8 protein-coding genes are annotated in these 13,266 nt (G+C 71.9%); 5 read left to right on the top strand and 3 right to left on the bottom strand.

Going from position 1 to position 13,266, the window contains the following annotated elements:
- Positions 1 to 135: 135 nt before the first annotated feature.
- Complete coding sequence (guaB, locus tag OG520_RS15740; protein WP_266415361.1) at positions 136 to 1,641, top strand: IMP dehydrogenase; 1,506 nt, start codon at positions 136 to 138, stop codon at positions 1,639 to 1,641.
- Positions 1,642 to 1,745: 104 nt separating this feature from the next.
- Complete coding sequence (locus OG520_RS15735) at positions 1,746 to 2,870, top strand: GuaB3 family IMP dehydrogenase-related protein (RefSeq protein WP_072486665.1); 1,125 nt, start codon at positions 1,746 to 1,748, stop codon at positions 2,868 to 2,870.
- 78 nt (positions 2,871 to 2,948) lie between these two features.
- Here OG520_RS15735 and OG520_RS15730 read toward each other — a convergent pair whose 3' ends face one another.
- Together OG520_RS15730 and OG520_RS15725 are read right to left on the bottom strand one after the other, a co-directional pair.
- Entirely contained in the window at positions 2,949 to 3,521 is a 573-nt protein-coding gene (locus OG520_RS15730) for a hypothetical protein (RefSeq protein WP_406013595.1), read from the bottom strand.
- A gap of 105 nt (positions 3,522 to 3,626) precedes the next feature.
- Positions 3,627 to 4,889 carry a nucleotide sugar dehydrogenase gene (locus OG520_RS15725; RefSeq protein ID WP_399327225.1) on the bottom strand — a complete coding sequence of 421 codons (1,263 nt, stop codon included), beginning with the start codon at positions 4,887 to 4,889 and terminating at the stop codon, positions 3,627 to 3,629.
- Between the two features lie 261 nt (positions 4,890 to 5,150).
- Here OG520_RS15725 and OG520_RS15720 point away from each other — a divergent pair, with 261 nt between their 5' ends.
- Positions 5,151 to 6,857 (top strand): glycerol-3-phosphate dehydrogenase/oxidase, encoded by a 1,707-nt coding sequence (locus tag OG520_RS15720; RefSeq protein WP_399327227.1) that lies wholly within the window; start codon positions 5,151 to 5,153, stop codon positions 6,855 to 6,857.
- 8 nt (positions 6,858 to 6,865) lie between these two features.
- Here OG520_RS15720 and OG520_RS15715 read toward each other — a convergent pair whose 3' ends face one another.
- The gene (locus OG520_RS15715; protein WP_406013594.1) at positions 6,866 to 7,954 is read right to left on the bottom strand and encodes a serine hydrolase domain-containing protein; all 1,089 of its coding nucleotides are present in this window, start codon (positions 7,952 to 7,954) and stop codon (positions 6,866 to 6,868) included.
- Positions 7,955 to 8,074: 120 nt separating this feature from the next.
- Here OG520_RS15715 and OG520_RS15710 point away from each other — a divergent pair, with 120 nt between their 5' ends.
- Together OG520_RS15710 and OG520_RS15705 are read left to right on the top strand one after the other, a co-directional pair.
- Positions 8,075 to 10,090, top strand: a complete 2,016-nt coding sequence (locus OG520_RS15710; RefSeq protein ID WP_406013593.1) for a serine/threonine-protein kinase — start codon at positions 8,075 to 8,077, stop codon at positions 10,088 to 10,090.
- A 182-nt stretch (positions 10,091 to 10,272) separates the two neighbouring features.
- Positions 10,273 to 13,218 (top strand): protein kinase, encoded by a 2,946-nt coding sequence (locus OG520_RS15705; RefSeq protein WP_406013592.1) that lies wholly within the window; start codon positions 10,273 to 10,275, stop codon positions 13,216 to 13,218.
- Positions 13,219 to 13,266: the final 48 nt, after the last annotated feature.

Genomic DNA, 13,266 nt, shown 5'->3' with positions numbered 1-13,266 from the left:
CCCCGGTCGGGTCCGTACGGAAGGTTCCGTACGAAGCTACAGAACCTCCAGGTGATCTTGCTCGTGGAATGAGACACCCCCGGAGGCCGTTAGCATGGACATCCGCACCGATCAAGGCCATTTGAGGAAGGTGTCATGACTGCAAACGTCGACGGAGTGCCCGAGAAATTCGCGACGCTCGGGCTGACATACGACGACGTGCTGCTGCTGCCCGGCGCATCCGAGGTGCTGCCCAACGCAGTCGACACCTCGTCCCGCATCTCCCGCAACGTGCGCGTGAACATTCCGCTGCTCTCCGCGGCGATGGACAAGGTCACCGAGTCCCGCATGGCCATCGCCATGGCGCGGCAGGGCGGCGTCGGTGTGCTGCACCGCAACCTGTCGATCGAGGACCAGGTCAACCAGGTCGACCTCGTGAAGCGCTCCGAGTCCGGCATGGTGACCGACCCGATCACCGTGCACCCGGACGCGACGCTGGCCGAGGCCGACGCGCTGTGTGCCAAGTTCCGCATCAGCGGCGTCCCGGTGACCGACCAGGCGGGCAAGCTGCTCGGCATCGTCACCAACCGCGACATGGCGTTCGAGTCCGACCGCAGCCGTCAGGTGCGCGAGGTCATGACGCCGATGCCGCTCGTGACCGGCAAGGTCGGCATCTCCGGCGTCGACGCCATGGAGCTGCTGCGCCGCCACAAGATCGAGAAGCTTCCGCTGGTCGACGAGGCGGGCGTGCTCAAGGGCCTCATCACGGTCAAGGACTTCGTGAAGGCCGAGCAGTACCCGAACGCGGCCAAGGACGCCGAGGGCCGCCTCCTCGTCGGCGCGGCCGTCGGGGCCAGCCCCGAGGCCCTGGAGCGCGCGCAGGGCCTGGCCGAGGCGGGCGTGGACTTTCTCATCGTCGACACCTCGCACGGACACAACAGCAACGCGCTGAACTGGATGGCGAAGATCAAGTCCAGCGTCGGCGTCGACGTCATCGGCGGCAACGTCGCGACGCGTGACGGCGCGCAGGCCCTGATCGACGCCGGTGTCGACGGCGTCAAGGTCGGCGTGGGCCCCGGCTCCATCTGCACCACGCGCGTGGTCGCCGGTATCGGCGTCCCGCAGGTCACCGCGATCTACGAGGCCGCTCTCGCCGCCCGCGCGGCCGGCGTGCCGGTCATCGGCGACGGCGGTCTGCAGTACTCCGGCGACATCGGCAAGGCGCTCGCCGCCGGTGCCGACACGGTCATGCTGGGCAGCCTTCTCGCGGGCTGCGAGGAGTCTCCCGGTGAGCTCCTCTTCATCAACGGCAAGCAGTTCAAGTCGTACCGCGGCATGGGCTCCCTCGGGGCGATGCAGTCCCGCGGGCAGGGCCGCTCGTACTCCAAGGACCGCTACTTCCAGGCCGACGTGGCCTCGGACGACAAGCTCGTGCCCGAGGGCATCGAGGGCCAGGTGCCCTACCGCGGCCCGCTGGCCAACGTGCTGCACCAGCTCGTCGGCGGCCTTCGCCAGACGATGGGCTACGTGGGCGCCGCCTCCATCGACGAGATGGAGACCAAGGGCCGCTTCGTCCGCATCACGTCCGCGGGGCTCAAGGAGAGCCACCCGCACGACATCCAGATGACGGTCGAGGCGCCGAACTACAGCCGCAGCAAGTAGCCGCCGACAGTGCCAGGGGCGGCCCCGGGACTCCCGGGGCCGCCCCTGGCGCGCATGTCGGGGATACTGGAAGGCGCTGAAACGCAGAGGGAAAGGCCACACACGTGACTGAGATCGAGATCGGGCGCGGCAAGCGCGGCCGCCGGGCGTACGCATTCGACGACATCGCCGTCGTTCCGAGCCGTCGTACCCGCGACCCGAAGGAGGTCTCGATCGCCTGGCAGATCGACGCCTACCGTTTCGAGCTGCCGTTCCTGGCCGCTCCCATGGACTCCGTGGTCTCCCCGCAGACCGCGATCCGCATCGGTGAGCTGGGCGGTCTCGGCGTCCTCAACCTCGAGGGCCTGTGGACCCGGCACGCCGACCCGCAGCCGCTGCTCGACGAGATCGCCGAGATGCCCGTCGAGTCGGCGACCCGCCGCCTCCAGGAGATCTACTCCGCCCCGATCCAGGAGGAGCTGATCGGACAGCGCATCAAGGAGGTGCGCGACTCCGGTGTCGTCACCGCCGCCGCGCTCTCCCCGCAGCGCACCGCGCAGTTCTCCAAGGCCGTCGTCGACGCGGGCGTGGACATCTTCGTCATCCGTGGCACGACGGTCTCCGCCGAGCACGTCTCGGGTGCCGCCGAGCCGCTCAACCTCAAGCAGTTCATCTACGAGCTGGACGTCCCGGTGATCGTCGGCGGCTGCGCCACGTACACCGCCGCCCTGCACCTGATGCGTACCGGCGCGGCCGGTGTCCTCGTCGGCTTCGGCGGCGGCGCCGCGCACACCACGCGCAACGTCTTCGGCATCCAGGTCCCGATGGCGACCGCGGTCGCCGACGTGGCCGGTGCCCGCCGCGACTACATGGACGAGTCCGGCGGCCGGTACGTGCACGTGATCGCGGACGGCGGTGTCGGCTGGTCCGGCGACCTGCCCAAGGCCATCGCCTGCGGCGCGGACGCCGTGATGATGGGCTCCCCGCTGGCCCGTGCGACGGACGCGCCCGGTCGCGGCCGGCACTGGGGCATGGAGGCCGTCCACGAGGACGTGCCGCGCGGCAAGCTGGTGGACCTGGGCTCGGTCGGCACCACCGAGGAGGTCCTGACCGGTCCTTCGCACACCCCCGACGGCTCGATGAACATCTTCGGCGCGCTGCGCCGGGCGATGGCGACGACGGGGTACAGCGACCTCAAGGAGTTCCAGCGCGTCGAGGTCACCGTGGCGGACTCGCAGCACCGCCGCTGAGTGTTCCGAACATGACGGGAGGGCCCGGACCGCAGCTGCGGTCCGGGCCCTCCGGTGTGCGCGGGGTGCGGTCCGCGACTAGTCGGCGGCCTTCTTGGCGCCGGAGAACGCGGCGACCGCCGCGATGGCGAAGAAGAGGTACGAGATGAAGTCGGAGTCGGCCTTCCACGCCTCGTTCAGCAGGCTGAAGTGGTCGAAGAACAGCTCGGAGACGGTGACCGGGAGCTCCTTGGCCGCGATCATCGCCTCGCCGAGCAGTTGGCCGAAGTAGACGGCGACCAGCGCGAGCACGGCGCTGACGACCGGCAGCACGGGGTTGCGGCCGCCGACCTTGCCCGCCGCGAAGCCGACGACGAAGCCGACACCCACGGCCGCGTAGCCGATCTCGTGCTTGGTGGCGCCGATGATGGCCCCGTAGAGGCCCGCGGCGACCACGGCCGCGACGACGGCGGCGACCAGGCCGAGGCCGATGTTGTTGCGTGCCGGGGCCGGCGGGGTGAACGGCGCGCCGCCGAACGGGGCGCCGGGCTGCTGGCCCGCGAAGGGGTTGCCCGTCGGGGCGCCGGGCTGCTGGCCCGCGAACGGGTTGCCGCCGGGCTGGGCGTTGTACGGCTGCTGCGGCTGGTCCGACGGCGGCACGGGCTGGCTCATGGTGGTATCCCCCCTGGGACGGAAGCGCACGACTGTGCGAGAAGTGACGCCGCAGGCTAGCAGCAGCCTGTGACATCGCCCACCGAAATCCCGGGGGAAGGGCTCTCACAGCCGGTGTGCGGCCCCCGCCGGGGTCGCGCCCCGGGTGTCCAGGAGGAGCTGGGCCTTCACCGCGAGGCCCTGGAGGTCGTACGTCCGGTGGTGCTGGAGCAGCACCGTGAGGTCGGCGCTCGACGCCGCCTCGTACAGCGAGTCGGCGCGCGGGACCGGGAGTTCGCGCACCCGCCAGTCCAGGACGTGCGGGTCGTGGTAGCCGATCTGGGCGCCCATGTCCATCAGCCGGGTCGCGATCTCCCGGGCGGGGGAGCCCTCCTGGTCGGCGAGGTCGGGCTTGTAGGTGACCCCGAGCAGCAGCACCCGGGCGCCGCGCACGGACTTGCCGTGTTCGTTCAGCAGGGTGGCGCAGCGCTGGATCACGTACTGCGGCATCCGGCCGTTGATCTCCTGCGCGAGCGAGACCATCCGCAGGGGGTGGCCGGGGGTGCGGCTGTTGTACGGGAGGTAGCCCGGGTCGACGGGTGCGCCGTGGCCGCCGACGCCGGGGCCCGGACGGAACGGCTGGAAGCCGAAGGGCTTGGTCTCGGCGCACCGGATGACGTCCCACAGGTCGACGCCGAGGTCGTGGCAGAGCACAGCCATCTCGTTGACCAGGGCGATGTTGACGTGCCGGAAGTTGGTCTCCAGGACTTTCGTCATCTCGGCCTCGCGCGGCCCGCGGGCCCGGACGACCTTGTCGGTGAGCCGGCCGTAGAAGGCGGCGGCGGATTCGGTGCAGGCGGGGGTGAGGCCGCCGATGACCTTGGGGGTGTTGGCGTGGACGTGGCTCCGGTTGCCGGGGTCGAGGCGGCTGGGGGAGCAGGCGAGGTGGAAGTCGCGGCCGGCGCGCAGCCCCGAGCCCTCTTCGAGCAGCGGCAGCAGGTAGTTCTCGGTGGTGCCGGGCGGCACGGCCGATTCCAGCAGGACGGTGGTGTGCGGGCGCAGCCGGGCGGCGAGCGCGCGGGCCGCGTCGCCGACGGCGGTCAGGTCGAGGGTGCGGTCGGCGCCGAGCGGGGCGGGGGCGCAGATCACCGCGGTACGGACCCGACCCAGTTCGGCCGGGTTGGTGGTGGGCCGGAAACCCCCCGAGAGCATCCGGCGGACGTCCGAGGCGGTGAGCGATCCCTCGACGGGGGTGCGGCCCGCGGAGAGTTCCGTGCAGGCGCGTGGGTCGGTGTCGTAGCCGATGGTCTGCACGCCGGCGGCCACGGCGGCCTGGGCGAGAGGCAGGCCGAGGTGGCCGAGTCCGATGACGGCGAGGTCTGCGGGCATGTGGATGGGCCGTCCTTCCCGGTCGGTCTATGGACCATGAGGGCAGAAAGCGCAACCGCTGTGGACAGCGCAATGTCACACTAGGCGTAAATATGACCTATATGTCGCATTGCGGACCTCCTGTCGTCCTGGTGTTGTCCACAGGCGGTGGCCGAAGTCGTGGACGGCGGACAGAATCGAGAGGTGGGCACGGGCCGCCCCGACCGCCGGGTCGGGTCGCGTCCCCGTGCCGGACCACCCCGATCTACCCGGGAGGCAGCGGTGAGGACAGCGACACTGGGACCTGCGGAGCGCGCCGAGGCGCTGGCCGCGATGGCCGAGCGCGAACTGGACGTGCTGGTCGTGGGGGCGGGCGTGGTCGGCGCCGGTACGGCGCTGGACGCGGCGACGAGAGGACTCTCGACCGGCCTGGTCGAGGCCCGCGACTGGGCGTCGGGCACATCGAGCAGGTCGAGCAAGCTGATCCACGGCGGGCTGCGGTATCTGGAGATGCTCGACTTCGCGCTCGTCCGGGAGGCACTGAAGGAGCGCGGGCTGCTCCTGGAGCGGCTGGCTCCGCATCTGGTGAAGCCGGTGCCGTTCCTCTATCCGTTGCAGCACAAGGGCTGGGAGCGGCTCTACGCCGGTTCCGGCGTGGCGCTCTACGACGCGATGTCGGTGTCGTCGGGCCACGGCCGCGGCCTGCCCGTGCACCGGCATCTCTCCCGCCGCCATGCCCTGCGGGTCGCCCCGGCACTGAAGAAGGACGCCCTGGTCGGCGCCTTGCAGTACTACGACGCGCAGATGGACGACGCCCGCTATGTGGCGACCCTGGTGCGCACCGCCGCCGGGTACGGCGCACATGTGGCCAACCGCGCGCGGGTGATCGGCTTCCTCCGGGAGGGCGAGCGGGTCGTCGGCGCCCGGGTGGAGGACGTCGAGGCTGGCGGGGAGTACGAGGTCAGAGCCAAGCAGGTGGTCAACGCGACCGGGGTCTGGACGGATGACACCCAGGCGCTGATCGGGGAGCGCGGACAGTTCCACGTCCGGGCGTCCAAGGGCATTCACCTGGTCGTCCCCAAGGACCGCATCCACTCCTCGACCGGCCTGATCCTGCGGACCGAGAAGTCCGTCCTCTTCGTCATCCCATGGGGACGGCACTGGATCATCGGGACGACGGACACCGACTGGGACCTGGACAAGGCGCACCCGGCGGCGTCCAGCGCCGATATCGACTACCTGCTCGAACACGTCAACTCGGTCCTGGCCACGCCCCTGAGCCGGGACGACGTCCAGGGCGTCTACGCCGGGCTGCGGCCGCTGCTGGCCGGCGAGTCCGATGCCACCAGCAAGCTCTCGCGCGAGCACACGGTGGCGCATCCGCTGCCGGGCCTCGTGGTCGTGGCGGGCGGCAAGTACACGACGTACCGAGTGATGGCGAAGGACGCCGTGGACGAGGCGGTGCACGGCCTGGACCAGCGGGTGGCGGCCTGCGTCACCGAGGAGATACCGCTGCTGGGGGCGGAGGGATACCCGGCCCTGTGGAACGCCCGCGCGAGGATCGCGGCCCGCACGGGCCTCCATGTCGCCCGGGTGGAGCACCTGCTCAACCGGTACGGCTCGATGACCGAGCAGATCCTCGAGCTGATCCTCGGCGATCCGGTGCTGGGGGAGCCGCTGCCCGCGGCGGACGACTACCTGAAGGCCGAGATCGTCTACGCGGCCTCGCACGAGGGGGCCCGCCATCTCGACGACGTGCTGACCCGCCGGACCCGGATCTCCATCGAAACCTTCGACCGGGGCACGAACAGCGCCCGGCTCTGCGCGGAACTGATGGCGCCGGTGCTGGGCTGGGACGAGGGGCAGATCGACCGGGAGGTCGAGCACTACGAGAAGCGGGTGCAGGCGGAGCGGGAGTCGCAGCGGCAGCCGGACGACCTCACGGCCGACGCGGCGCGGCTCGGGGCTCCGGACATCGTGCCGATCTGAAACACGCCCTAGGAACTCCGGGGCTTCGGCGTCCCGTCGCGGAAATCCGCGTCCAGCAGCGCGGATTCGAGGGGCTCCGCGTCGGCCAGAGTGTCCGTGTCGATGCGGTACGTCAGGGTGTGTCTGCCGTCACGGGTGGCGGCGGTCCGGACGTAACTGCCCGCGATATGGCCGTTGTGCCCCCAGACGGTGATGCCGCAGGAGAGCTTCTGCGGGTAGATGCCCAGGCCGTAGACGCCGTGCGTGGCCCCGGTGTTCAGCAGGATCGCCAGCTGGGCGGGCGCGAGGAGACGGCCGCCCAGCAGGGCCGCGTAGAAGCGGTTCAGATCGTCGAGCGTGGAGATCAGCTCGCCGGCCGCGCCCGCCGTGCGCGGGTCGAGCGCGGTGGCGTCGCGCAGGCTGCCGTCGGCCGGATCGCGGGTGTAGCCGCGGCCGTGCGGGACGGGCAGAGCGGTCCGGGTGCCCGGGAGCGAGGTGCCCGTGAGACGGAGAGGGGTGATGACGCGGTTGCGGATCTCGGTGGCGTAGGGATGTCCGGTGACCCGTTGAACGACGAGTCCGAGTACGGCGTAATTGGTGTTGGAGTACGCGTAGCGGCCGGGGGCACCCGTCGGACGGTGGGACAGGGCGACGCGGACCGCCGCGGTGGCGGAGAGGGGGTGGGCCGATGGGGCGGCGGTGTAGTCGTAGAGGCCGCTGGTCTGGCTGAGCAGGGCGCGCAGGGTGATGCGGCGGCCGGCGTTGCCGTTGCCGTGCACCAGCCCCGGCAACAGCCGTTCGACCGTGTCCGTCAGCCGCAGCCTGCGTTCCCGGAAGAGTTGGAGCACGACTGTGGCGACGAAGGTCTTGGTGATGCTGCCCGCCCGGAACCGGTCCGCCCGTCGGACATTGGGGCCTGTCGAGCGGTAGGTGTCGTACGGTGCGGAAGAGGCACGATGGGCCAGCAGCGCCGCCGTGGGAGCGCCGCCCTCGGTGACGAGCCGGGGCAGGTAGGTGGCTGCGGGGGTGAGGTGTGGTTCGCTGGGCGGGGTCGTTGTTCCCAGTACGAACAGCGCCAGCACCAACGGGGCGGCGAACAACGCCCTGAGTATCGGCATGGCAGGGATTCCCTTCCTCCGGGCACATCATGACGGGCCTGCGGACCCGGCACCATGACCGGTGCCGGGGTGAGGGACAATGAACGCTCTGCCAGGGCGGGTTGATCGCAGAGGGGACGCATGTCGGAGGCGGAGCAGGCACGGGAGCCCCAACGGGACAAGGACGGACGTCTCCTTGCGGGGCGCTACCGGCTCGGGGAGGTGCTCGGCCGGGGCGGTATGGGCACGGTCTGGCGTGCCGTCGACGAGACGCTGGGCCGCACGGTCGCGGTCAAGGAACTGCGGTTCCCCTCGGCCATCGACGACGACGAGAAGCGACGGCTCATCACGCGCACGCTGCGTGAGGCGAAGGCGATTGCCAGGATCCGCAACAACGGCGCGGTGACGGTCTACGACGTGGTCGACGAGGACGACCGGCCGTGGATCGTGATGGAGCTCATCGAGGGCAAGTCCCTCGCCGAAGCGGTGCGCGAGGACGGCGTGCTGACGCCGAAGCGTGCCGCCGAGGTCGGCCTCGCCATCCTCGATGTGCTGCGCTCGGCGCACCGCGAGGGCATCCTGCACCGTGATGTGAAGCCGTCCAACGTGCTGATCGCCGAGGACGGCCGGGTCGTGCTGACCGACTTCGGTATCGCCCAGGTCGAGGGCGACCCGTCGGTCACCTCGACGGGCATGCTCGTCGGCGCCCCCTCGTACATCTCGCCCGAGCGTGCCCGCGGCCACAAGCCGGGACCGCCCGCCGACCTCTGGTCGCTCGGCGGACTGCTGTACGCCAGCGTCGAGGGCTCACCGCCGTACGACAAGGGGTCGGCCATCGCCACCCTGACCGCGGTGATGACCGAACCGCTCGACCCGCCGAAGAACGCCGGTCCGCTGGAGGAGGTCATCTACGGCCTGCTCGCCAGGGACCCCGAGCAGCGGCTCGACGACGCGGGCGCCCGTGCCCTGCTCAACGACGTGATCCACGCCCCCGAGAAGCCGGACCCGGTGGTGCCCCCGCCCGCCGACGCCACCCAGGTCATGGCGCTGCCCAAGGTTCCGGCCGGGCCCCGTGCCAAGGCGACGCCGACCCCCGCGGAACAGGGCGAGGGCACGCGGGACCGGCTGCGGGGCGCACTGCGCTCCGTACGGAACGCGAAGGCGGCACCGGCCGTCGCGGCCTCGGTCACCGCGCCGCCCGCGCCCAAGACGCCTCCGTCGGACGCCCCCGCGGCCGGTGGCGCGGACACCCCCGCTAAGCCCGCCCGGCCCGCGGCTGCCGCGGCCGGCGGGGCTGCGACCTCCGCCGTCGTGCCGCCGCCGCGCCCGGCGACGTCACCGGCCACCCCGCCCAGGGCGTCCATCACGGATGTGGTCCCGCGCCGCACCCTGGCGATCATCGCGGCCGTGATCGTGCTCGCCGTGATCGGCACGGTCCTCGCGCTCACGCTCGGCGGGAACGACGAGAACGACGCGAGCAACGGCAACGGCAAGGGCGACAAGTCGACCTCGGCCGGTCCCTCGACGGCGACCGGTGGTTCCACGGACAGCGGCAGCGGCAGCGGCAGCGGCAAGGACCAGGGCAAGGGCAAGGGCCAGGACCAGAGCGGCAACCAGGGCCAGGGCCAGGGCGAGGACAAGGGCAACGGCAAGGACAGCGACAAGGGCAGCGACAAGGGCGACAAGCCGGGGGACGCGCTGCCCGCCGGGTTCCGGACAGTGACGAACAAGGAATTCCACTTCACGATCGCCATGCCCGAGGACTTCCGCTTCGACCAGAAGGTGGGCGACAACTCCGGTGCCATCTACAACGTGAGCGGTGGCTTTCCCCGTATCCAGGTCGACTACACCGATTCGCCCGGTGGCGACGCGGCCGCGGCCTGGAACGCGGCGAAGGCCGCCGTCGCGGCCAGCAGCAACGACTTCCGTCAACTCGGCATCGACAAGGTCCAGTACAACGGCTACCCGACCGTCGCCGACTGGCAGTTCGAGCGCACCCAGCACGGCCAGCGGGTCCATGTGCTCAACCGGGGCTTCAAGGTCGACGCCGGCCATGGCTACGCGATCATGATCAGCTGCAAGGCGGACGAGTGGGACGGCGCGGAGTGCCGGACGCTGCGCAAGACCGCGTTCGACACGTTCAAGCCCATCGACTGACCCGTGGTGAAAAGGGCCGGGATGAGCCGACCCAGCCGCGCGGCCGACACTTGCCACGTATCGTGAGAGCCTGAAGACCGTACGCAGCCGGAACGGCAGGTCAATTGCACGGTAAGTGACCGCAATTGATGGATGGACGCGGTCTTCGTGGCCGGGGGGACAGCGCGCTCTGGGGAGGCGTCGTGGACGACTACGCGGGTCGGGTACTTGCCGACCGCTACCGCCTTCCGCTGCCTTCGACCGATGAGTACGAAATGGTCGAGACCCGGGCATTCGACACCTACAGCGGACAAGAAGTCCTGGTCCGGCAGGTGCCGTTGCCCGAGGTGGTGGACGCCGAGGTGCTCGACGCCGACGATCCCGGCCCGGCGGACCGACGGGCCACCGGACGGGCCGTGCGCGCGCCCGCGGACCCGGCGGTCCGGCGCGCCGTGGAAGCGGCACAGGCGGCGGCGCAGGTGCCCGACCACCCCAGGCTCGACCAGGTCTTCGACGTGTTCGCCGAGGCGGGTTCGCTCTGGATCGTGAGCGAATTCGTCGCGGCCCGCCCGCTCGCCGCCCTGCTCATGGAGCGACCGCTCAATCCCTTCCGGGCCGCCGAGATCGGCTCCGACGTGCTGACCGCGCTGCGGGTGCTGCACGCCCACGGCTGGACCCACCGGAACATCACCGTCCGCACGGTGCTGATCTGTGACGACGGCCGTGTGGTGCTGACCGGCCTGGCGGCCGGGGCGGCGGAGGAGGCGCTCTGCGGGTACGTACCGACACCGCAACTCGACGAGGACGAGGACGGGCGCGAGGGCGGGCACGAGAGCGGCCACGGGCGCGAGGGCGGGTTCGGCGACGAGGGCGGGTTCGGCCGCCCGGCGATCGGCACGGGCCCGGCCGGGGTGTTCGCGCCGCCTCCGCCTGCCATACCGCCCCCGCCGCCCATGCCGTCCGCGCCCGCCCCTCCGGCCGAGGTGCCGGCCTCACGCGGCCCGGCCGCGATCGAGGCGGGCCGGGCGACCGGCGACTCCCACGGCGATGACGAACCGTACGGCGACTCCCACGGCGATGACGAACCGTACGGCGGTGATCCGTACGCCGAAGATCCGTATGGCGGTGACCCGTACGGCGATGACGACCCGTACGGCGGCGGTGACCGCCCCGACGACGGAACGGCAGACGCCGCGCACCTGCGGGCCGCGCGCGCCGGAGCCGTCGCTGCCTACCGCGCGGGCGCCCGCGCCGCCGCACGCGTCAGCGAGGACCGGCGCCGCACCGGGGCGGGCGAGGCGGAGGACACCGGCAGCCTGCCGGTCCAGCGTTCCGCACGGCCGGAAGGCACGGAACCGTCCGACCCGGATCACAGCCGTCCGCAGCGGGCCGCTCGCCGGAGCCACGCCACCGACGCCCCGTACGCCGACGTCCCGTACGCCGACGCCCCGTACGCCGACGCCCCGTACGCCGACGACCCGGACACCAAGGACCCGTACGCAGCGGATCCTCACGACGAGGACGACGACGAGGACGGTCGGCCACCCGCGCGGCGGCTGCACCTCACCGGCTCCTGGAGCGACGGCCCCGGATCCGGGCGCCCCGTCCCCGCCGGAGGTTCGGGCGAGGACGCCCTGCGCGCCGACGCCCGGCGCCACGGCGACCTTCCGGCACTGCCCGCGCACCGGCCCGGCCGACAGCAACAGCCGGGCCACTGGGACGAGGGTGCCGGGAGCGGCCGTACCGGCTCCGCCTACCGCGGCCCGGCCACCCCGCTCGCCGCCGAGCGCGCCCGGCAGGCCCGGATCGCCGTGGTCGGCGCGGTCACCGAGCGCTGGGCGCCCGAGCAGGCCGGCCCCGTCCACGAGAACTGGCGGCTGGCGCCGCCCATCGGCCCCTCCACCGACCTCTGGGCGCTCGGCGCCCTGCTCTACCGCGCGGTCCAGGGCCATGCCCCGTACCCCGAGGAGAACGCCGCCGAGCTCGTCCAGATGGTCTGTGGCGAACCACCCGCCTTCGCCGAGGAGTGCGGCCCGCTGCGTCCCGTCGTCGAGTCCCTGCTGCGCCAGGACCCCACCGAGCGGCCGGACTTCGAGGAGCTGAGCGGCTGGCTGCGCTCCCTGGTGCGCTCGGCGCCCGAGCCCGAGGCCGGTCTGGACGTCGTGCCCCTGCCGTCCGCCGACAGCGCCCGGCTTCCCGTCGTGCGCCGCAGGGGCGAGCTGGTCCGCAGACGACGTGGCCGGAGCGCGGCCCACGGCCGCCACCGCCACACCAAGGACAGGCCCGACCGGCAGGACGGACCCGGGCCGGAAAGAGCCCCCAAGGCTTCCCATGCCTTCCAGGCCCCCCGGGTCGCCCAGCCCCCCCGGCCTCCCCAGGCCCCCCGGGTGCCGCGTGAGCCCAAGGGTCCCAAGGCACTGCGCACCCCGCCCCGCACCCATGACGGCGAGCGGCGGGCGCCGCGGCGGCTCGGGCGGCTGCTCCTGGTGCTGATCCTGCTGGCCCTCGTCGCGGCCATCGCGTACGCCGTGATGTTCATGCCCAAGTCGGACGGTGAACCGGGCGCCCGTTCCACGGGCCCGGCGTCGTCGGCGTCCGGTTCACCGGAGCCCGGCAGCGGCGGGTCCGGCGGCTCGACGTCCTCGGGATCACCCGGTGCGCAGCAGCCGCAGACCAGCCGCTCCGCCGTCGCGCTCGCCTCCGGCTACACCCTGCGCAAGGACCCGGAGGGCTTCGAGGTCGGCGTGCTCAAGGGCTGGCAGCGCAGCCCCGCCAACGCGGACCGCCAGATCCGCTACGGCAGCGACGGCTTCAGCCTGCTGATCGTCCCCGGACGCGACACCGTCAAGGCCGGCGGCAACGACCCGCTGGCGTACCAGGCCGACAAGGAACTGGAGTTGCAGCAGTTCCGCGACTCCAGCTGGTCGGGGTCGAGCGGGCTGCGCCGGATCGACGTCGGACGACAGGCCATGGCGGAGGGCCAGTTCACCTGGCAGGACGCGTCGGGACGCGAGGTCTACGCCCGCAATCTCGTGATGGTCGTGGATGGCCGCTACCACGTCATCCAGGTCATCGGCCCGGAGAACCGGCGCGACAAGGTTTCGGACATCTACGAACAAGCCATCTCCTCCTACCGCGTGACGCCCTGAACCCTCTCCGTACAAGGCCCGGTCGATGACGGAGCGACAAGCATCACA

Source organism: Streptomyces sp. NBC_00984 (genome assembly GCF_045162475.1).
Taxonomy (GTDB): Bacteria; Actinomycetota; Actinomycetes; order Streptomycetales; family Streptomycetaceae; genus Streptomyces.
This window is presented reverse-complemented; position numbering and strand designations above follow the sequence as displayed.

What these genes read in the sequence shown, in the direction of transcription:
- guaB (WP_266415361.1), top strand. Translation starts at nt 136, where the DNA reads ATGACTGCAAACGTCGACGGAGTGCCCGAGAAATTCGCGACGCTCGGG.
- OG520_RS15730 (WP_406013595.1), bottom strand. Translation starts at nt 3,521, where the DNA reads ATGAGCCAGCCCGTGCCGCCGTCGGACCAGCCGCAGCAGCCGTACAAC.
- OG520_RS15725 (WP_399327225.1), bottom strand. Translation starts at nt 4,889, where the DNA reads ATGCCCGCAGACCTCGCCGTCATCGGACTCGGCCACCTCGGCCTGCCT.
- OG520_RS15715 (WP_406013594.1), bottom strand. Translation starts at nt 7,954, where the DNA reads ATGCCGATACTCAGGGCGTTGTTCGCCGCCCCGTTGGTGCTGGCGCTG.
- OG520_RS15710 (WP_406013593.1), top strand. Translation starts at nt 8,075, where the DNA reads ATGTCGGAGGCGGAGCAGGCACGGGAGCCCCAACGGGACAAGGACGGA.